17 protein-coding genes are annotated in these 19,585 nt (G+C 55.5%); 5 read left to right on the forward strand and 12 right to left on the reverse strand.

Annotated elements, in window-relative coordinates; genetic code table 11:
* Positions 1-262 precede the first annotated feature (262 nt).
* Positions 263-2,647, forward strand: a complete 2,385-nt coding sequence (locus AC07WB_RS02610; protein WP_494939987.1) for a beta-N-acetylhexosaminidase — start codon at positions 263-265, stop codon at positions 2,645-2,647.
* 77 nt (positions 2,648-2,724) lie between these two features.
* Here the strand turns inward: AC07WB_RS02610 and ridA are convergent, their stop codons facing one another.
* The 4 genes from ridA to argF form a co-directional block, all read right to left on the reverse strand.
* Positions 2,725-3,111 (reverse strand): 2-iminobutanoate/2-iminopropanoate deaminase, encoded by a 387-nt coding sequence (gene ridA, locus AC07WB_RS02615; RefSeq protein WP_061718232.1) that lies wholly within the window; start codon positions 3,109-3,111, stop codon positions 2,725-2,727.
* Between the two features lie 79 nt (positions 3,112-3,190).
* Positions 3,191-3,655: an aspartate carbamoyltransferase regulatory subunit gene (gene pyrI / locus AC07WB_RS02620; protein WP_097095067.1), complete on the reverse strand. Its 465-nt coding sequence runs from the start codon at positions 3,653-3,655 to the stop codon at positions 3,191-3,193.
* A gap of 11 nt (positions 3,656-3,666) precedes the next feature.
* Positions 3,667-4,602: an aspartate carbamoyltransferase gene (gene pyrB / locus AC07WB_RS02625; protein WP_097095066.1), complete on the reverse strand. Its 936-nt coding sequence runs from the start codon at positions 4,600-4,602 to the stop codon at positions 3,667-3,669.
* A 242-nt stretch (positions 4,603-4,844) separates the two neighbouring features.
* Positions 4,845-5,852: an ornithine carbamoyltransferase gene (gene argF / locus AC07WB_RS02630; protein ID WP_097095065.1), complete on the reverse strand. Its 1,008-nt coding sequence runs from the start codon at positions 5,850-5,852 to the stop codon at positions 4,845-4,847.
* Positions 5,853-6,015: 163 nt separating this feature from the next.
* Here argF and rraB point away from each other — a divergent pair, with 163 nt between their 5' ends.
* Together rraB and miaE are read left to right on the forward strand one after the other, a co-directional pair.
* Entirely contained in the window at positions 6,016-6,438 is a 423-nt protein-coding gene (gene rraB, locus AC07WB_RS02635) for a ribonuclease E inhibitor RraB (RefSeq protein ID WP_008104254.1), read from the forward strand.
* A gap of 59 nt (positions 6,439-6,497) precedes the next feature.
* Positions 6,498-7,259: a tRNA isopentenyl-2-thiomethyl-A-37 hydroxylase MiaE gene (miaE, locus tag AC07WB_RS02640; RefSeq protein WP_097095064.1), complete on the forward strand. Its 762-nt coding sequence runs from the start codon at positions 6,498-6,500 to the stop codon at positions 7,257-7,259.
* 88 nt (positions 7,260-7,347) lie between these two features.
* Here miaE and AC07WB_RS02645 read toward each other — a convergent pair whose 3' ends face one another.
* The 4 genes from AC07WB_RS02645 to pepA form a co-directional block, all read right to left on the reverse strand.
* Entirely contained in the window at positions 7,348-7,851 is a 504-nt protein-coding gene (locus AC07WB_RS02645; protein ID WP_494941048.1) for a GNAT family N-acetyltransferase, read from the reverse strand.
* A 66-nt stretch (positions 7,852-7,917) separates the two neighbouring features.
* A complete protein-coding gene (locus tag AC07WB_RS02650) occupies positions 7,918-10,773 on the reverse strand; it encodes a valine--tRNA ligase (protein WP_097095062.1) in 2,856 nt (951 codons plus the stop codon).
* A 2-nt stretch (positions 10,774-10,775) separates the two neighbouring features.
* On the reverse strand, positions 10,776-11,237 hold the full coding sequence (locus tag AC07WB_RS02655; protein WP_036620276.1) for a DNA polymerase III subunit chi: 462 nt from the start codon (positions 11,235-11,237) through the stop codon (positions 10,776-10,778).
* A 146-nt stretch (positions 11,238-11,383) separates the two neighbouring features.
* Positions 11,384-12,895 (reverse strand): leucyl aminopeptidase, encoded by a 1,512-nt coding sequence (gene pepA, locus AC07WB_RS02660; RefSeq protein ID WP_097095061.1) that lies wholly within the window; start codon positions 12,893-12,895, stop codon positions 11,384-11,386.
* 268 nt (positions 12,896-13,163) lie between these two features.
* Between pepA and lptF the strand changes: the two genes are divergently transcribed.
* Entirely contained in the window at positions 13,164-14,264 is a 1,101-nt protein-coding gene (gene lptF, locus AC07WB_RS02665) for an LPS export ABC transporter permease LptF (protein WP_097097600.1), read from the forward strand.
* Positions 14,264-15,340 (forward strand): LPS export ABC transporter permease LptG, encoded by a 1,077-nt coding sequence (gene lptG, locus AC07WB_RS02670; RefSeq protein ID WP_097095060.1) that lies wholly within the window; start codon positions 14,264-14,266, stop codon positions 15,338-15,340. Before lptF ends, lptG begins: the two co-directional genes overlap by 1 nt.
* Before the next feature lie 156 nt (positions 15,341-15,496).
* On the opposite strand, the gene AC07WB_RS02675 is transcribed toward lptG, so the two are convergent.
* From AC07WB_RS02675 to AC07WB_RS02690, 4 genes are all read right to left on the reverse strand, one after another.
* On the reverse strand, positions 15,497-16,258 hold the full coding sequence (locus AC07WB_RS02675; RefSeq protein ID WP_097095059.1) for a DeoR/GlpR family DNA-binding transcription regulator: 762 nt from the start codon (positions 16,256-16,258) through the stop codon (positions 15,497-15,499).
* A gap of 78 nt (positions 16,259-16,336) precedes the next feature.
* Complete coding sequence (locus tag AC07WB_RS02680; RefSeq protein WP_400458087.1) at positions 16,337-16,726, reverse strand: VOC family protein; 390 nt, start codon at positions 16,724-16,726, stop codon at positions 16,337-16,339.
* Positions 16,727-16,728: 2 nt separating this feature from the next.
* Complete coding sequence (fucP, locus tag AC07WB_RS02685; protein WP_097095057.1) at positions 16,729-18,060, reverse strand: L-fucose:H+ symporter permease; 1,332 nt, start codon at positions 18,058-18,060, stop codon at positions 16,729-16,731.
* Positions 18,057-19,574: a xylulokinase gene (locus AC07WB_RS02690; RefSeq protein ID WP_494939988.1), complete on the reverse strand. Its 1,518-nt coding sequence runs from the start codon at positions 19,572-19,574 to the stop codon at positions 18,057-18,059. Before AC07WB_RS02690 ends, fucP begins: the two co-directional genes overlap by 4 nt.
* Positions 19,575-19,585: the final 11 nt, after the last annotated feature.

A 19,585-nucleotide genomic window follows, 5' to 3' on the forward strand; every position in this document is an offset into this window, starting at 1 on the left:
CTCCGTAGAACTACATATTGATGTTTTAAGGAGTTTAACCGCTATATGTGGTGCTTAAGGGAGAATTAATCACCTACTGTTTGACCTACAGCAAAGAAGCCACAACGAAGATTGAAAGCCGCGCAATCGTTAACCCCGCTAAAATGAAAAAGTTTTAACCCGTCCAGATTTCAGCCTGCTATCACTTGCTTTGCAACGCGAAACAGGTTTAATGAGCCTTTTGCCCAATTTGGTCCGTCGTTTCATTTACAAGGATGCCTACATGCTGTTGCAAAGAACGTTGCTTGCCTGTTGTTTATCCATGACTTTTTCAACTTTCGCCGCACCCGCAGGCGATCTCCCCTTAATGCCATGGCCGCAGAGCGTTGAGCAGCCCAGCACTGGCGGCGCCTATGCGTTGACACCGCAATTTACGCTACATATTACGGGCGATCATCTGGAGGGAACCGAAGCGCGCTGGCGCGCGCGCATTGCACGGCAAACTGGCTGGCCGCTGTTGCCAGACAGCGCCTCCAGCGATCACCCCAGCATCCAGGTGCAAATTGCCCAGGCGGTTGATCCCCTTCCGCAGCCGGACAGCGACGAAAGCTATCATCTCGTGGTCAACAGCGCAGGCGTATTATTAAAAGCCAATACGCGGTTTGGTGCGATGCGCGGCATGGAAACGGTGCTGCAGCTGATCGAAAACACCGAAAGCGGGACGCAAATTCCTTACGTTACCATTGACGACAAACCGCGTTTTCCATGGCGCGGTGTACTGATTGATTCGGCGCGTCACTTCCTGCCGATTGAAACCGTGAAGCGGCAAATCGATGGCATCGCGGCCGCGCGCATGAATGTGTTTCACTGGCACTTAACCGACGATCAAGGTTGGCGCTTTGCCTCCAGCCACTATCCACAGCTGCAGGAGAAAGCCAGCGACGGCTTGTACTATACGCAGCAGCAGATGCGCGATGTGGTGCGCTATGCCACGCAGCGCGGCGTGCGCGTGGTGCCGGAAATCGATCTGCCCGGCCATGCGTCGGCGATTGCCGTTGCGATGCCTGAACTGATGAGCGCGCCGGGGCCGTATCAAATGGAGCGTGGTTGGGGCGTGTTTAAGCCGCTGCTCGATCCCAGCAACGAAGCGGTGTTCCGCTTTATCGACACCTTGATGGGCGAAGTGACGGCGATCTTCCCGGATCCCTATGTGCACATTGGCGGCGATGAGGTTGATCCCACGCAGTGGAATGATTCGACGCGCATTCAGCAATTTATGCGCGATCGCGGCCTGAAGGATACGCATGCGCTGCAGGCCTGGTTTAACCAGCGCGTCGAGAAAATCCTCGAAGCGCACCAGCGCCGCATGATTGGGTGGGATGAGGTTTACCATCCGGATCTGCCGAAAAGCATTCTGATTCAATCGTGGCAAGGCCAGGACGCACTTGGCACCGTGGCGCAAAATGATTTCCGCGGCATTCTTTCCACCGGGTTTTATCTCGATCAGCCGCAGACCGCCGCTTATCACTACCGTAATGAACCCTGGCCGCAGGGCCTTAACGGTGCGGATCAGCTGCGATCCGGCGAGCAGGCTCAGAGCTGGCAGTTCACCATGCCACGCCTGAAAGGCAGTGTGCTAAAAGGCAGTTTTACCCTGATTGAAAGTAAAAACGGCTGGCGCGGCTTTATTGATTTCAGCGGCAAAGCGCGTCGTATGGTCAGCGATATCCGCTGGCTCTCACCAACGCAGCTGACGTTCAGTGTTGATACGTGGATGGGACCTTTCCAGCCGATGGTGACGCTGACGCAAGACAAGCTGACCGGCTATATGCTGGTGGGCAACGTACGTTACCCAGCAGAAGGCAGCAAGTTGACGCAGCTACCAAAAGGTATTGCGCCATCGCTGCCTACGCCTGAACAGATGCAAAATAATCTGATTGGCGGTGAAGCGGCGCTGTGGGCGGAGAACGTCAATAGCCGGGTGATCGATACGCGCCTGTGGCCGCGCGCCTTTGTGGTGGCCGAGCGATTGTGGTCTGCAAAAGATGTCACCGACAGCGATAACATGTATCGGCGTTTGAGCGCCGTGGATCGCTGGGGCACGATTTCGGTGGGCTTGCAGCAGCATCAGCAAGCGGAAGTGCAGATGATGCGGCTGGCAAACAGCAGCGACATCACGCCGCTGCGCGTGCTGGCCGAAGTGCTTGAACCGGCGCAATACTACACGCGGCAACATCTGAAATTCCAGGCGGGGCATTACGACTACTTTGAACCCTTGAACCGGTTGGCAGATGTGCTGCCCGCCGAGAGCAACGCGGTGCGCTTGCTGGATAAACAGGTCGACCGCCTGATTGCTAACCGCACGGATCACGCGGCGGCACATGCGATCCGCCAGCAACTGCAGCGCTGGCAGAACAACAGTGATGCGGTGATGCCGTTGGTTTTGGGCAATTATCAACTCAAGCCGCTACAGCAGCAGGTGCAGCAGGTTGCTCAGCTGAGCCGAATGGGGCTGGATTTGGTGAACGCGCTGGAGCGTAATCAGGCGTACGGTGCGGGTGAGGTCGCGCAGATGCATGCGCAGCTGGACGCCGCAGCGCAGGTGCAGGATGAAACTGTGCTGGCGTTAGTCAGGCCGCTGGAGAAGCTGCTGCGATCGTTTAAATAGCGGAGGTCGCCATGAATGGCGACCCTATGAAAGGCACGAAGAGTTGTAGGGGGCGCATTGATGCGCACCCTTAACAATCAACGGCGTACCGCGATTGCCTCAATCTCAATCTTCACATCTTTCGGCAGACGCGCCACTTCCACGCAGGAACGCGCTGGGAAGCTGGCGTTGTGCTCGGTGAAGAACGCTTCATACGTCGCGTTCACCGTGGCGAAGTCATTCAGGTCTTTCACAAACACGGTGGTTTTCACAATGTCGCCCACTTTCAGGCCGGCGGCTTCAACAATCGCCTTCACATTTTCCAGCGACTGACGCGCCTGTGCAGACACGTCATCTGCCACGGCGCCGGTGGCCGGATCAACCGGAATCTGGCCAGAAGTGATGATCATACTGCCGAGATCCACGCCCTGCACGTAAGGGCCAATCGCTGCCGGTGCGTTTGAGGTACTGATTTCGCGAGACATTGTTTCTCCTTAATAAGTGCGCGGCCGACCGATGTCCGCCGCGAAATTGCTCGCCCCATTATAGGGACGACGTGGGCGATTACCAGTGACCGAGCACCACGTGGCGCGCAAACTCTTTCTCACAATATTTGCACTTCAGGTGCACATCATCCGCACGCTTTTTCACCGCAAAGCTGGTGAACACCGGCTCGTTACGGCTGATACAGTTGCTGTTTGGGCAAGTCAGCACGCGATCGATACGATCCGGCAAGGTTGGGGCGATCTTCGCCACCACTTCGTATTCATCAATGCGGTTAACCGTAGCGAGCGGAGCATATACCGCTAGCTGGTTGATCTGATCGTCCGTCAGGAAAGTATTCTCAATTTTGATCAGATCCTTGCGCCCCATTTCGCCCGACGGCAAATTGAGGCCGATGGTGATGCGCTGATCGGTTTCAGTCAGGCGGAACAGCGAGAGTAACTTAAAGCCAACCTGCGCGGGAATATGGTCAATCACCGTGCCGCGCTTGATGGCTTCAACCTGCAGTTTATTATCGTGAGTCATCGGTTTACTCCTTACAGTGCCAGTTCGCTATTGAGTACCAACGCCAGCAGTGCCTGGCGGGCGAAGATGCCGTTACCGGCCTGCTGAAAATACCAGGCATGCGGCGTGCTATCGACATCGGTGGTGATCTCATCGATACGTGGCAGCGGATGCAGCACTTTCATGTTATCGCGCGCACCGACCAAATCGGCGGCGCGCAGGATGAACTGCGCTTTGACGTTGGCATATTCCGACGGATCGAGGCGCTCTTTCTGCACGCGCGTCATGTAGAGAATATCGAGTTGTGGCATCACTTCTTCGATGGTGTCGTGGCGCGACCAGGCAATGTTCTGCTCATCCAGCATATCGGTGATGTACGACGGCATCGCCAGCGCATCGGGGGCGATAAAGAAGAAGCGGTTGCCGTCAAACTTCGCCAGCGCCTGCGTCAGTGAATGCACGGTGCGGCCATATTTGAGATCGCCAACCATCGCCACATTCAGGTTATCCAGGCGGCTTTGCGTTTCGCGGATGGTGAAGAGATCGAGCAGCGTTTGCGTCGGATGCTGGTTGGCACCGTCACCGGCATTAAGTATCGGAATGCCGCCGGAAAATTCGGTCGCCAGACGCGCCGCGCCTTCCTGCGGATGTCGCATCACAATGGCATCGACGTAAGTACCAATCACCGAAATGGTATCGGCGAGGGTTTCGCCTTTCTTACCGAGCGAGGTGTTGCTGCCATCCGCAAAGCCGACCACCGACGCACCGAGGCGATGCATCGCAGTTTCAAACGACAGGCGCGTACGCGTTGAAGCCTCAAAGAAGCAGCTGGCGATAACGTTGTGTTTCAGCAGCTCCGGCTGAGGATGCGCTTTGAGCTGGGCGGCAGTATGCAGCACCAGCTCCAGCTCGTCGCGGTTGAGATCGTTAATGGAAATGATGTGCTTGCGATATAGCGGGTTGGCCATAGCGTTCTCCTCTGCGTTGCCGGATTGCGGACAAAAAAAAGCCCCTGCTTAAGGGGCTTTTTTGACGATCGATTGATGACGGAAAGAAACAGCTGCGCCGCCCGCTGTCAGGCGTCGTGGAGCGTCAAGTTGTGCGCTGCGCTGTTGCATGTTTCCTCCGGCAAATTGGGCCGCATTATACGCATTCACTGATTTGCAGCAAGCAAATATCGCGCGCGAGGTAAACGTTTGCTTCGGTGTATTTATCGCTTACCCAACGTTGCAACCATCACCGCTTTGATGGTGTGCATGCGGTTTTCTGCCTGATCGAACACGATGCTGTGCGCCGATTCAAACACCGCATTACTCACTTCCATGCCATCCTGCAAACCGTACTGTTCCGCCATCTGGCGGCCCAAGGTGGTTTTGTCATCATGGAAAGCCGGTAAGCAGTGCAGGAACTTCACCTGCGGATTACCGGTCAGTGCCAGCATGGCGCTGTTCACCTGATACGGACGCAGCAGGGCGATGCGATCTTCCCACACCGATTTGGCTTCGCCCATCGACACCCATACATCCGTATAGATGAAGTCGGCACCTTGCACGCCTTCGGCGATATCTTCGGTCAGCGTGATTTTCCCGCCGGTTTGCTGGGCGGCCACGCGGCATTGTTCTACTAATTCCGCTTCAGGCCAGCAACCTTTTGGCGCCACCAGACGCAGATCAAGACCCACCAGCGCCGCGGCTTCCAGCATGCTGTTGCCCATGTTGTTGCGCGCATCGCCAACGTAAACCAGCGTCATTTCATTCAGCGATTTGCCGGGCAGATGTTCCTGCATGGTTAGCAGATCGGCCAGCAGCTGCGTCGGGTGAAACTCGGTGGTGAGGCCGTTCCACACCGGCACGCCAGCGAACTCCGCTAAGGTTTCTACCAGTTCCTGGCCGTAGCCGCGATACTGGATGCCGTCATACATACGGCCCAGCACGCGCGCGGTGTCTTTCATCGACTCTTTGTGGCCGATTTGGCTACCGCTCGGACCAAGATAGGTGACGTTAGCGCCCTGATCGTAAGCGGCAACTTCGAAAGAGCATCGGGTACGAGTCGAGTCTTTTTCGAAGATGAGCGCGATGTTTTTGCCTTTCAGGTACTGCGTTTCGCTGGCATTTTTCTTGGCGTGTTTTAATTCACCTGCCAGACTCAGCAGAGAATCGATTTCGACTGGGGTAAAATCCAGCAATCTCAGGAAATGTCTTTGATGTAGCTGACTCATACAGCGCTCCGGATACTCGCATTAAAATGAATTAAAATTCAATCTAACCGTATGAATATGCATTTTCAACCCCGCCGTTAAGAAACTTGTTGTTTTGTGTAGTGGCGCGCGAGGCAGTGTGGGAAAATAATTGTATTCAGCCGAATATTTTGAGGACACATCCATGGCATATGAAGCATTGCTGGAAGAACAGCGCGAAGAGACGCGACTGATCATCGAAGAGTTGCTGGAAGACGGCAGCGATCCCGATGCGCTTTACACTATCGAGCATCATCTCTCCTGCAACAATTTCGACTCGCTGGAAAAAGTCGCCGTTGATGCCTTCAAACTGGGCTATGAAGTCAGCGAGCCAGAAGAGCTGGAGCTGGAAGATGGCACTACCGTAATGTGCGTGGATATCCTGAGCGAAGGCGCTCTGAAGCCTGAGTTGATTGATGCGCAGGTTGAGCAACTGGTCAATCTGGCGGGCAGCTACAACGTCGATTACGACGGCTGGGGCACCTACTTTGAAGATCCGGATGCCGAAGATGAAGACGACGATGGCGAGTTCATCGACGACGAAGAAGACAACGGTGTCCGTCACTAAGCCTTCATGGGCGGCGCTCGCCGCCCTGATACTTTCTCCTCGCCAGATAAAGATTGCCGATGAATTACGCTCCACTGTTAGAACCAATCTATCAATTCCTGCATTGCCGCACGCCACAAGCGTGGATTGATGAGGCTCGCAAGCCGGAAAATCTGACGCTGCTGCTTACCGATCACATGGTATGCGAGTTGAAGGCCGCGCAAACCGCGGTGTTTATCATCCGTAAATACGTGGCGGATAAGCCGAGTGGTGATGCCATTCTGGCGTGGCTTAAGCCTTATGAAGATTTTATTTACCGCGATGAGCCGGACAACAACTTCATCAATGCGCACAAGAATTTGACCAAAAGCATCATTGTACGCAACGAGCTACCGTGGGCGGATGATTTGGTGGAGATGATGGTGTTGCTGATTAAAGAGGAACTGCATCACTTCTATCAGGTGTGGGAAATCATGCAGTCGCGCGGTTTGCCCTATCGCAAAATCACCGCCAGCCGTTATGCCAAAGGGTTGATCCGTGAAATCGCCACGTATGAGCCAGATGCGCTGGTGGATAAGTTGATTTGCGGAGCGTACATCGAAGCGCGATCCTGTGAGCGTTTTGCCAGCCTGGCGCCGTATCTGGATGAGCAGCTGGAGAAGTTCTACATTTCGCTGTTGCGATCGGAAGCGCGTCACTATCAGGATTACCTGAAGCTGGCGCAGCAGATTTCGCCGAAGGATATTGCGCCACGGGTGCAGGCGTTTGGTGCCGCAGAAGCGCGCTTAATCAGCGAGCCGGATAGCGAACTGCGGTTTCATAGCGGTGTGCCGGCGGTTTAAGACATTGATTTCTTAGCGGTTACGCGGTGCGCATGAATGCGCACCCTATGTTACACCGTAGGGTCGCCATTTATGGCGACCCCATTCATTACAACACCTTCAACATCCGCACTTCGCAATCCACATGCCCGGTGCAGCCCATCGCGCTATCAATCAGCTCAAACCCCAACGACTCATACAGCTTAATCGCACGCGTCAGGCTACCGGTGGTTTCCAGGTAGCAGCGCTGAAAACCTTGCTGACGTGCATACTCCATGGCGCGCAGCGCCAGATCGCGCGCCAACCCCAAGCCGCGTACCTGCGGCAGGAAATACATCTTCTGCAGCTCGCAAATATCTGGTGCGCTACAGGCCAGCGGTGCAACGCCGCCACCGCCCACCACCACGCCGTCATGCTCGACAATCCAATAAGCGCTGTTGGCTTCGCTATACAACTCGAACAGGCGATCCAGATTGGGATCGGACACGGTGTAGCCTTTGTCCGCCGTTAGACCAAATTCGGCTGATACGTCGCGGATCACCTGCGCGATCAGCGGATTATCGGCGGCTGTAATCGGGCGCACCTTTAAATTGATGGGGGCGTCGGTGGTCATCATTATCTTCCGGTATAAAAAAGCCGGGCAGTGCCCGGCTTCGATTAAGCAATTGGACTGAAGCGCTTACAATGCCGCAATCACGCCCTGCTGTTCAAACAGTTTTGCTTTAGATTGTTCAAGCTCAGCCACGCGCTCACGCTCTTTGGCGACGACCGCTTCCGGCGCACGTGACACAAAGCCTTCATTCGCCAGCTTGGTCTGGATCTTCTCGATTTCGACATCAAGTTTCACCAGCTCTTTCGCCAGGCGCTCCAGCTCGGCTTCTTTGTTCACCAGATCCGCCATTGGGATCAGCAACTCAGCGCCTTCAACAATCTTGGTCACCGCAACCGGGCCTTTCTCGCCGGCAGGCAGAATGGTCAGGCTCTCCAGACGCGCCAGGCGTGACAGGAAGGTGCGGTTCTCATCCACGCGACGCTGCGCCGCAGCGGAGCAATCACGCAGCAGCACATCAAGCGGCTTGCTTGGTGCAATATTCATCTCGGCACGAATATTACGCACCGCGACGATCGCCTGCTTCATCCACTCGATATCGGCTTGCGCCTCGGCATCTTCTTTTGCCGCCTCATACTGCGGGAACGGCTGCAGCATGATGGTATCGTGATCGATGTTTTTCAGGCCTTTCACACGCTGCCAGATGGTTTCGGTGATGTAAGGAATGATCGGATGTGCCAAACGCAGCAGCGCTTCCAGCACGGTAACCAGCGTATTACGCGTGCCGCGCAGTTCCGCTTCGCTACCGCTGGTCATCACCGGCTTCGTCAGCTCCAGATACCAGTCACAGAATTGGTTCCAGGTGAAGTCGTAGAGAATATTGGCGGCGATATCAAAGCGATAGCTATCCAGCGCTTCACGATATGCCTTCACGCTGCGGTTGAATTCGCTCAAAATCCAGCGATCCGCCAGTGACAGCTTCATTTCGCCGCCGTTTTGTCCGCAATCCTGCTCTTCGGTGTTCATCAGCACGAAGCGGCTGGCGTTCCACAGCTTGTTACAGAAGTTGCGATAACCTTCCAGGCGTTTCATGTCCCAGTTGATGTCACGGCCGGTAGAAGCCAGCGCGGCGAGGGTAAAGCGCAGCGCATCGGTACCTGAAGGCACGATGCCGTCCGGGAACTGCTTCTCGGTACGTTTGCGGATCTTCTCAGCCAGCTGCGGCTGCATCATGTTGCCGGTACGCTTCTCCAGCAGATCTTCCAGCGAAATACCGTCAATCATATCCAGCGGATCGATGACGTTGCCTTTCGACTTGGACATCTTCTGGCCTTCTTCATCGCGGATCAAACCGGTCATATAGACGGTTTTAAACGGTACCTGCGGCTTGCCGTTTTCATCTTTGATGAAGTGCATGGTCAGCATGATCATGCGCGCAATCCAGAAGAAGATAATGTCGAAGCCGCTCACCAGTACGCTGGTTGGGTGGAAGGTACGCAGCGCTTCAGTGTTCTCTGGCCAGCCGAGAGTAGAGAATGTCCACAGGCCGGATGAGAACCAGGTATCCAGCACGTCGTCATCCTGGCGCAGCGCGACGTCGGCGGCCAGATGGTTTTCCTGACGCACTTCATCTTCGGTGCGGCCAACGTAGACGTTGCCGTCGTTGTCGTACCACGCCGGAATGCGGTGTCCCCACCACAGCTGACGCGAAATACACCAATCCTGAATGTCACGCATCCACGAGAAGTACATGTTTTCGTACTGTTTTGGCACGAACTGGATGTCGCCATTCTCAACCGCTTCCACCGCAACTTTCGCCAGCGGCGCGGTGCGCACATACCATTGGTCGGTGAGCATCGGTTCAATCACCACACCGCCGCGATCGCCGTAAGGAACGGTCAGGTCGTGCGGTTTGATCTCTTCCAGCAGGCCGATTTCGTCAACGGCAGCGACAATCGCTTTACGCGCAGCAAAACGCTCCATTTTCTGGAACGGTGCTGGGATATCGTCGGCACACTCGTCGCTCACTTCACCATTGGTGTCGAACACTTCCGCGCGCTCGCGGATATCGCCATCAAAGGTCAGAATGTTGATCATTGGCAGCTTGTGACGACGACCGACTTCGTAGTCGTTGAAGTCATGCGCTGGCGTGATCTTCACGCAGCCGGTGCCTTTTTCCATGTCGGCATGTTCATCGCCAACGATCGGAATGCGGCGGTTCACCAGCGGCAGGATCACTTCTTTGCCGATCAGATCTTTGTAGCGCGGATCTTCCGGGTTAACCGCGACGCCGGTATCGCCCAACAGGGTTTCCGGACGGGTGGTGGCCACCACCAGATAATCTTTGCCTTCCGCGGTTTTCACACCGTCAGCCAGCGGATAGCGGATATGCCACATCGAGCCTTTGCTCTCGCGGTTTTCCACTTCCAGATCGGAGATGGCGGTACGCAGTTTTGGATCCCAGTTTACCAGGCGCTTGCCGCGGTAAATCAGGTTCTCTTTATACAGGCGGACAAACACTTCACGCACCGCGTTGGACAAACCGTCGTCCATGGTGAAGCGCTCGCGCTCCCAATCAACCGAGTTGCCAAGACGACGCATCTGACGGGTGATGGTGCCGCCGGATTCCGCTTTCCACTGCCAGATTTTGTCGATGAACGCATCGCGACCGTAATCCTGGCGCGTTTTGCCCTCTTCAGCGGCGATCTTACGCTCAACCACCATCTGCGTCGCGATACCGGCGTGATCGGTACCGGCCTGCCACAGGGTATTTTTGCCCTGCATGCGCTGGTAACGCACCATGGTATCCATGATGGTTTGCTGGAAAGCGTGACCCATATGCAAGCTGCCGGTGACGTTCGGCGGCGGGATCATGATGCAAAAGCTTTCCTGGCTGGTGTCGCCATTCGGTTTAAAGTAGCCCTGCTGTTCCCAGTGCTCGTAGAGCGGCTGCTCGATATCTTGCGGGTTATATGTCTTTTCCATTTCTACACTGTCGTTTGCGGCGAGGGTGGCGTCGCCGTATTCAATTGGAAACCAACGCTGCGATAGGCTTTATAGCGATCGCGCGCCAGTTGTTTTAGGGATTCTTCATAAGGTACGAAGTCTATCACTTCATGGAAAGCAGTAGCAAAATCTGCGAACTGCGGCAAAAGGCTGATCAACAGATCGCGCGGCGAACTGCCGCGGCGCTGCGGCCAGGCCAGTTCAACTGGTGCGCCATAGCGCGGGCCTTCGCCAGCCAGATTGTGTGGCACAAAGGCGTTGGCCGGCAGCTGCCAGAGTGCTTCATCCAGCCGATTGGCCTGTTCTTCATTTTCGCAGGCGATCAGGATGCGTTTGCCGTCACGCCAGCGTGTTTCGGCAAGAGAGCACACCAGGGCTTCAATGGCGGTTAAGCCGTCGCCTGCGCTCTCAGACTCCATCACATAGAAAGTGGCGTTTTTCATGGCGGACTCATTTCCATAAATGACAGTGGGGCGCATTGTGCGCCCCGCGGGTTCGTGCGTCTATCTTTTCGGTCGCCATTAATGGCAACCCAACTTCGTAGGGTGCGCATTGATGCGCACCGTTTCAATGACCGCACAGCGACAACTTAATCGTCGCCGTTCAATCCCGCACGATTCAGCAGGAACTGCGACAGCAGCGGCACCGGACGGCCGGTGGCGCCTTTAGCTTTACCAGAACGCCATGCTGTGCCGGCGATATCCAGGTGCGCCCAGTTAAACTTACGCGCAAAGCGCGCAAGGAAGCAGGCTGCGGTGATCGCGCCGCCAGGACGGCCGCCAATGTTCGCCATATCGGCAAAATTGGATTCCAGCTGCTCCTGATACTCATCGGCCATCGGCAAGCGCCAGGCGCGATCGCCAGACTGCTCAGACGCGCTGATCAGCTCGTGTGCCAGCGGGTTGTGGTTCGACATCAATCCGCTAACGTGATGGCCTAATGCAATGACGCAGGCACCGGTCAGCGTTGCCACGTCAATCACCACTTCTGGCTCGAAGCGTTCAACGTAGGTCAGCGCATCACACAGCACCAGACGCCCTTCGGCATCGGTATTGAGCACTTCAACGGTTTGGCCAGACATGGTGGTTAACACGTCGCCCGGTCGCATCGCTTTGCCATCGGCCATGTTTTCACAGCCTACCAGCACGCCCACCACATTCAGCGGCAGATTCAGTTCTGCCACCATGCGCATCACGCCATACACCGAGGCCGCGCCGCACATGTCGTACTTCATCTCATCCATCGCTTCGGCCGGTTTGATGGAGATACCGCCGGAATCGAAGGTTAAGCCTTTACCCACCAGCACAATCGGCCGAGCTTCAGGATCGTTGCTGCCTTTGTACTCAATGACCGACATCAGCGATTCGTTATGGGAACCCGCGCCGACCGCCAGATAAGCGTTCATCCCCAGCTCTTTCATCTGCTGCTCGCCAATGACGCGCGTGGTGACATTTTTGCTATACGCATCCGCCAGCTGTCGCGCCTGTGAAGCCAGATACGCGGCGTTACAAATATTTGGCGGCATATTGCTGAGATCTTTGGCTGCTTTCACACCGGCAGCCACGGCTAACCCGTGCTGAATGGCACGTTCGCCGCTGGTCAGTTCACGGCGGGTTGGCACGTTGAACACCAGTTTGCGCAGCGGGCGACGCGGCTCCACTTTATTGCTTTTCAGCTGATCGAAGTTGTAGAGTGCCTCTTTCGAGGTTTCGACCGCCTGACGCACTTTCCAGTAAGTATTGCGGCCTTTTACGTGCAGCTCGGTCAGGAAGCACACCGCTTCCATCGAACCGGTGTCATTCAGCGTATTAATTGTTTTCTGAATCACCTGCTTGTACTGGCGCTCATCCAGCTCGCGCTCTTTACCGCAGCCAATCAGCAGGATGCGTTCGGAGAGGATATTCGGCACATGGTGCAGCAGCAGCGTTTGGCCCACTTTCCCTTCCAGTTCACCGCGGCGCAGCAGGGCGCTGATATAGCCATCGCTAATCTTATCCAATTGCTCAGCAATGGGCGACAAACGGCGCGGTTCGAAAACGCCAACGACAATGCAGGCGCTACGCTGTTTTTCCGGGCTACCGCTTTTTACACTGAACTCCATGCACTCTCCTGAATCTTAAAGACAACGGCCTTAGCTGTCGTTAGAATGTAGCGCGCTCGTAACTCATTACTTCGTTGCGACGCCATGACAATTCAACGCCGGTAGTCATAATGAGTTGTGGTGACAATACGTTGTTTTTTCACCACGCTAACGCGTTCGTCATACTATTTTAGCTACGATGACGGCCATTGATGAAGAAAAATGGCTGATAAGCGTTGAAACTAGCGATTTTCCTGCAAAAAGACAAGTTATCACAGGCGTACTAAGCGTGATCATCATTAGATATCTGGTTCGGGAAACGCTCAAAAGCCAGCTGGCTATCCTCTTCATCCTGCTACTGATCTTCTTTTGTCAGAAGTTAGTGCGGATTTTGGGTGCTGCGGTGGATGGCGAGATCCCAACAAACTTAGTTCTGACATTGTTAGGACTTGGCGTGCCTGAAATGGCACAACTTATCCTGCCCCTAAGCCTGTTTCTGGCGATTTTAATGACCCTGGGACGGCTGTACACCGAAAGTGAAATCACGGTGATGCATGCCTGCGGCCTCGGCAAAAGCGTGCTCATCAAAGCGGCGATGATTTTGATGTTGCTGACTTCAGCGGTCGCAGCCGTTAACGTCATCTGGTTAGGTCCCTGGTCGTCGCGTTATCAGGAAGAGGTGACACAAAATGCTAAAGCTAACCCAGGCGCGGCAGCGCTAGCGGCTGGGCAGTTCCAAACCTCCAGCGACGGGAATGCGGTGCTGTTTGTTGAGAATGTGAAAGGTAATACCTTTGGCAACGTGTTCCTGGCGCAACTGCGTCCGAAAGGGAATGCGCGTCCTTCGGTAGTGCTGGCCGACAGCGGGCACATGGAGCAGCGTAAAGATGGCTCACAGGTGGTCACGCTGGATAAAGGCACGCGCTTTGAAGGCACGGCGATGCTCCGCGACTTCCGTATCACCGACTTCGTGAATTATCAGGCGCTGGTAGGCTACAAAGAGGCCACGCTCGATCCGAACGATGCCGATCAAGCCGATATCAGCACTCTGGTGAAAACCAAGACGCCTCAGTTCCAGGCGGAGCTACACTGGCGTTTAACGCTGATTTTTGCGGTGCTGGTGATGGCATTAATGGTGGTGCCGCTTAGCGTGGTGAACCCGCGTCAGGGCCGCGTGCTCTCAATGCTGCCCGCCATGCTGCTGTATCTGATCTTCTTCCTGCTGCAGAGCTCGCTGCGCTCCAATGCGGCAAAAGGCAAATTCGATCCTGCCATCTGGATGTGGGTGGTGAACTTATCCTATCTGGCGTTGGCGGTGTTGCTAAACATGTGGGATACCGTGCCGATGCGTCGCATCCGTGCCCGTTTTAGCCGTGGAGGATCGGTCTGATGTTTAAGGTTCTTGACCGCTATATCGGCAAAACTATCTTCAACACCATCATGCTGACGCTGTTCATGCTGGTATCGCTGTCGGGCATTATTAAGTTCGTCGATCAGCTGCGTAAAACCGGGCAGGGCGCCTACACCGCGCTGGATGCGGGTTATTACACGCTGCTCAGCGTACCGAAAGATATCGAAATCTTCTTCCCGATGGCGGCGCTGTTGGGCGCGTTACTCGGTTTGGGCACGCTGGCGCAGCGTAGTGAGCTGGTGGTGATGCAGGCATCGGGCTTTACCCGCATGCAGGTGGCGCTGGCGGTGATGAAAACGGCGATTCCGTTGGTGTTACTGACCATGGCAGTCGGCGAATTTGTGGCGCCGCAGGGCGAGCAGATGGCGCGTAACTACCGGGCGCAGCAGCTGTACGGCGGCTCGCTGGTTTCGACGCAAAACGGCTTGTGGGCGAAGGATGGCAATGATTTCATCTACATCGAGCGCATTAAAGGCGATAACGAGATTGATGGCGTCAGCATCTATAAATTCACCGACCAGCGTCGCTTACTGAGCGTGCGCTACGCGGCGAGCGCGACCTGGAATGCGGAGAGAAAGCTGTGGGTGCTGTCGCAGGTGGATGAATCCGATCTGCAAGATGCCAAGCAAATTACCGGTTCGCAGAGCCTGAGCGGCGAGTGGAAAACCAACCTCACGCCCGATAAGCTCGGCGTGGTGGCGCTGGACCCAGACGCGCTGTCGATCAGCGGCTTGTATAACTACAGTAAATACCTCAAGCAGAGTGGCCAGGTTTCAGGACGCTACCAGCTGAATATGTGGAGCAAAATCTTCCAGCCGCTGTCGGTGGCGGTGATGATGCTGATGGCGCTGTCATTTATCTTTGGACCGCTGCGTAGCGTCTCCATGGGCGTGCGCGTGGTGACGGGGATTAGCTTTGGCTTCTTATTCTACGTGCTGGACCAGATCTTTGGCCCGTTAAGTCTCGTGTACGGTTTACCGCCGATATTGGGCGCGATTCTGCCGAGCGGCGCCTTCTTCGCGATCAGTTTGTTCCTGCTGATGAAGCGCCGGTAACGGGTTGCGGTCAGCATTAATGCTGACCCTACGCGGATATAGCCGGGTTTTCGTAGGGTGCGCATTCATGCGCACCTGCATAAAAAGGCATTTTTTGCTTAAGTGAGCGGCATCACGCCATTTATGGCGGCCTTTTTCATAAAACGGTTAAAACTTTTAGCTTTCCAGCGTCACCAATGCAATTCCCGCCTGCTGCCAGGCATCGGCATCTTCTGGCAAATTATCCATCACCAACATATCAACCTGATCGCTGCGCGCGAACTGTGCCAGTGAGGTGTTTCCCAGCTTGCTGCTGTCACACACAACAATCACCTGGCTGGCATGTTCGATGATGGTGCGCTTACTCTCTGCCAGCATAATGTCGGCAACGCACGCGCCTTGTTTGAGTGAAATACCGTTCACCGCCATAAAGGCTTTATCGACGTTAAGATGATCCATCATCTGCCCACCTGCGGCAGGAATCACGCAGTGATAGCCTTTCTTCACGATGCCGCCCAGCAAGACCACCTGCACGCCGCTGGCTTCTTCCAGCACGCGAGCAATGGCGAAATCGTTGGTAATTACGGTGAGATTTTTACGTTCGCGCAGGTGGTGCGCAATATGCAGCGTCGTGGTACCGGTATCGAGCACGATAATATCGCCGTCTTCGATGAGCTGTGCCGCACGCTCACCAACGCGGGCTTTCGCATCAATATTCAGGCTCTCGCGCAGGTCTGAGCCCATCTCAAAACTGGCGCGGGTGCGCAGAATGGCGCCGCCGTGGGTGCGCGTCAGCTGGCCAGATTCTTCCATCAAACGCAGATCGGTGCGAATGGTGGCACCGGAAACGTTGAAACGTTCACTCATTTCGCCTACGGAGATTTTGCGTTTCTCTTTCAGGATGGCGAGGATTTTTTCTTGTCTTTCCTCTAAATACATATCGGCCTCAAACGGGGGGGAAACCGCAACACTCTATCTCAGGTTCCGGGCGGCGTGAACTCCGCCCGGACAATTCACTTAGCGATTGAGCGGTTGCAGAAACTCCACGCGCTCACCATCTGGGCCGGCAATCATAAAGTAGCGGCAGCCCGCCGGATGATCGCAAGGTCCTTCTACCAAAGGATAGCCAAGCGAGATAATCCAGCGCTCGGCAGCAGACAAATCTGCTACCTGCCAGGCCAGATGATCGATACCGCTATCCTGCGGCGCACGGGCATCGGTTTGCCAGGGCAGCTGATAGAGCTCCAACACCGTGCCCTGTATCTGCATAAACTGAACGACGATGGTACCGCGAGCTTCTTCGATCTCGATCTGGCGCTGAGGCTCAAACCCCAGTGAACGATAGAATTCACGCGCCGCGGCGATGTTTTGTGTGCGTAATCCAATGTGCGCTAACGATGTAATCATTACTACACTCCTTTGCGCTGGCACCAGAAGCCGAAAAAGGCAACATAGACAAAGCATGCTAGCGGGATGATAAAGGCGAACTGCATGTCGCCGCCGTTAAGGTCAGACATAATCCCCATCACCAGCGGGATTACCGCGCCACCAATAATCGACATCACGACAATGGAGCCTGCCAGCTGAGTTTCCGCACCCATACCTTTGATAGTTAAGCCAAAATTGGTCGGCCAGCATAGCGCCATACAGAAGTTCACCCCCATGATTGCCACCACTGCCGCCATGCTTTTCTGACTCACCGCAAACAGCAATAGCACTACACATATCGAGCAGAACACGCCTAGCAGCAGCGCCGGGCTATAGCGTTTCATCAGCGCGGTCGTCACAACTTTACCGGCGGAATAGCACAGCAGCGTGGCAATCAGCCACCAGGTGGCGGAATGCTCGCTGGTGCCATGTTCAATTAATTGAACAAAGCGGATGGTAAAGCTCCACAGGCCCACCTGCGCGCCGACGTAGAGGAATTGCGACAGTACGCCCATACGAAAACGCGGTACTGACCACAGTTTTTTCAGCGATTGGGCAAGGGGTTCCGCAGCGGTATTGGCTTTCGTCGCCGGTTTACAGGCGGGAAATTTTACCGCCACAAACACCAGCGCCAGCACCACCAAAATCGAACCGATGATCAGGTAAGGCGTGACGACCTGCGACACCATTTGCTGGCGAATGCCGTCCGCTACTTCGACGGGAAGGGCAGCAAGCTGCTCATGCGTAAGATCGTCTTTGTTGAACACCAGCTGTTGCCCAATGACCACACCCATGATTACGCCGACGGAATTGAAGATTTGTGAAAAGTTGATGCGTTGGGTAGAGGTTTCGGCGGTGCCAAGCAGGCTCGAATAGGTGTTGGCCGAGGTTTCGAGGAATGATAAACCGCTGGCAATCACCCCAAGGCAGCCAAGGAACGCCGCGTAGGTCATAGCATGTGCGGCTGGGATAAACAGGAAACAGCCGGCAGCATAGAGACACAGCCCAATGATGATCGCCACTTTGTACGAGTAGCGCTTAATCACCGCGGCGGCGGGTAAGGCCACCAGAAAATAGCCGAGGAAGAAGATCGACTGCACCAGCGCCGTTTGTGTATCGCTAAGGTTAAACCCCTTTTTGAACTGGGCGATCAGGATATCGTTGAGGTTGCCCGCCATGCCCCACAGGGCAAACAGGCAGCATACCATCAGCAATTGCAGCCACGGCGTAGCGGGCAAATAGGCGCTGCGGTCCAGCGTTTCCCCATGTGCACCGGCGACCTCATCTTGTTTTTTAATCACTATTTCGCTCATGATCCCTGCTCCTCAAAACAGGCGGAGGCAGCATCGAGACGATCCCAAAGCGGCTGTGCCTGCAAATAAAGTTGGTCGAAGATGTCGAACTGACGTTGATAAGCATCGTGCAGGCGCGCATCGGGCTGAATCTCACCGGCAATGTGCACCATACGCTGCACGCCTTGTGCGAGGTCACTGAAGTAACCGATGCCGGTGGCGGCGAGAATAGCGCAGCCCAGCGTGCCGTTTTCCTGATTAACGGTGTGCTGAATTGGCCGGTTGTACACTGAGGCTTTAATACTGAGCCACAGTTCGCTGCGTGAGCCGCCGCCGGAGGCAATGATGCTGTCGGGCATGGTGCAACAGGCGCTTAACTGGCGCAGATTGCGCCACGAGGCAAATGCCACGCCTTCCAGCACCGCGCGGTAAAGATGTCCTGCCGCATGCCGCCGCTGTAATCCAAATAGCTGGCCACGCGAGTTGCATTTATCCGCCAGGCGTTCGCCGGTGAGATAGGGCAGAAACAGCAGACCTTCTGCACCGGCTCTCGTCTCTGCGGCAAGGCGCAGCATTTCAGGGTGCGAATGCTGCCCGCCCCCAAAGGCTTCCCGCGCCCAGCGCATCGCATCACCGCCAGCATCCAGCAGCGTAAAACCGCCCCAGGCAGCATTGCTGAGATGCAGATTATTAACCTGCGGATGCAGCAGCGGCGCGTCGCTGACGACGGTGATTAACGTTGATGTGCCGGTGCTATCCGAGGCCTGTCCGGGCTGATACACACCCGAACCCAGCAGGCTGGCGGCCATATCGGCGGTACCTGCCACCACCGGAATACCGGGCCTTAAGCCGGTTTCTCGCGCCGCCTCGGGCGTGATGCTGCCGATCACATCGCTGGCTGCATGAATGTCAGGCAGCAGATCGGCGGATAGCTGGAAGCGATCGAGCGCAGCGTGCGACCATTGGCGCGTGGCGCTGTCCATCAGGTAATAACAGGAGGCTTCGCTATAGTCGGTCGCACGCGCGCCGGTAAGACGAAAATTAATAAAGTCTTTCGGCATCAATACGCTGGCGACACGTGCCCAAACGTTGGGGTGATATTCGCGTATCCACTGCAGCTTAAAAGCGGGCCAGGCCGGCGTTGGTGGGTTATTAAGATGTGTGAGCCAGAAAGGCATCTCCTCGCGTTCCCGGAAAGCAGCCACCTGCGGCCAGGCGCGTTTGTCATTCCAAAGTAAAGCGCGGTCTTCAACCAGATGACCTGCGCTATCGAGTAGGACCGTGCCGTGCATCTGGCCACATACCGCAATCGCAGCGATGTGCGCCATTTCCTGGGCAAAGCGTGAGTTGAGTTCCCGGATGCCGTCGCAAGCAGAGTGCCACCACAGCGACGGGGATTGTTCCACCCAGCCAGGTTGCGGAGACGTCTGCGAATATTCACGTTGGGCAAAGCCGACGATGGTGCCGTCGGGCGTGACAAGAGCAGCGCGCGTGCTGCCCGTGCCGATGTCGAGGGTCAGAAGGTTTTTTTTCATTATTCACTCCA

Source organism: Pantoea sp. GW821-FHT03E06, from assembly GCF_059420725.1.

What these genes read in the sequence shown, in the direction of transcription:
- AC07WB_RS02610 (WP_494939987.1), top strand. Translation starts at nt 263, where the DNA reads ATGCTGTTGCAAAGAACGTTGCTTGCCTGTTGTTTATCCATGACTTTT.
- ridA (WP_061718232.1), bottom strand. Translation starts at nt 3,111, where the DNA reads ATGTCTCGCGAAATCAGTACCTCAAACGCACCGGCAGCGATTGGCCCT.
- pyrI (WP_097095067.1), bottom strand. Translation starts at nt 3,655, where the DNA reads ATGACTCACGATAATAAACTGCAGGTTGAAGCCATCAAGCGCGGCACG.
- pyrB (WP_097095066.1), bottom strand. Translation starts at nt 4,602, where the DNA reads ATGGCCAACCCGCTATATCGCAAGCACATCATTTCCATTAACGATCTC.
- argF (WP_097095065.1), bottom strand. Translation starts at nt 5,852, where the DNA reads ATGAGTCAGCTACATCAAAGACATTTCCTGAGATTGCTGGATTTTACC.
- rraB (WP_008104254.1), top strand. Translation starts at nt 6,016, where the DNA reads ATGGCATATGAAGCATTGCTGGAAGAACAGCGCGAAGAGACGCGACTG.
- miaE (WP_097095064.1), top strand. Translation starts at nt 6,498, where the DNA reads ATGAATTACGCTCCACTGTTAGAACCAATCTATCAATTCCTGCATTGC.
- AC07WB_RS02645 (WP_494941048.1), bottom strand. Translation starts at nt 7,851, where the DNA reads ATGACCACCGACGCCCCCATCAATTTAAAGGTGCGCCCGATTACAGCC.
- AC07WB_RS02650 (WP_097095062.1), bottom strand. Translation starts at nt 10,773, where the DNA reads ATGGAAAAGACATATAACCCGCAAGATATCGAGCAGCCGCTCTACGAG.
- AC07WB_RS02655 (WP_036620276.1), bottom strand. Translation starts at nt 11,237, where the DNA reads ATGAAAAACGCCACTTTCTATGTGATGGAGTCTGAGAGCGCAGGCGAC.
- pepA (WP_097095061.1), bottom strand. Translation starts at nt 12,895, where the DNA reads ATGGAGTTCAGTGTAAAAAGCGGTAGCCCGGAAAAACAGCGTAGCGCC.
- lptG (WP_097095060.1), top strand. Translation starts at nt 14,264, where the DNA reads ATGTTTAAGGTTCTTGACCGCTATATCGGCAAAACTATCTTCAACACC.
- AC07WB_RS02675 (WP_097095059.1), bottom strand. Translation starts at nt 16,258, where the DNA reads ATGTATTTAGAGGAAAGACAAGAAAAAATCCTCGCCATCCTGAAAGAG.
- AC07WB_RS02680 (WP_400458087.1), bottom strand. Translation starts at nt 16,726, where the DNA reads ATGATTACATCGTTAGCGCACATTGGATTACGCACACAAAACATCGCC.
- fucP (WP_097095057.1), bottom strand. Translation starts at nt 18,060, where the DNA reads ATGAGCGAAATAGTGATTAAAAAACAAGATGAGGTCGCCGGTGCACAT.
- AC07WB_RS02690 (WP_494939988.1), bottom strand. Translation starts at nt 19,574, where the DNA reads ATGAAAAAAAACCTTCTGACCCTCGACATCGGCACGGGCAGCACGCGC.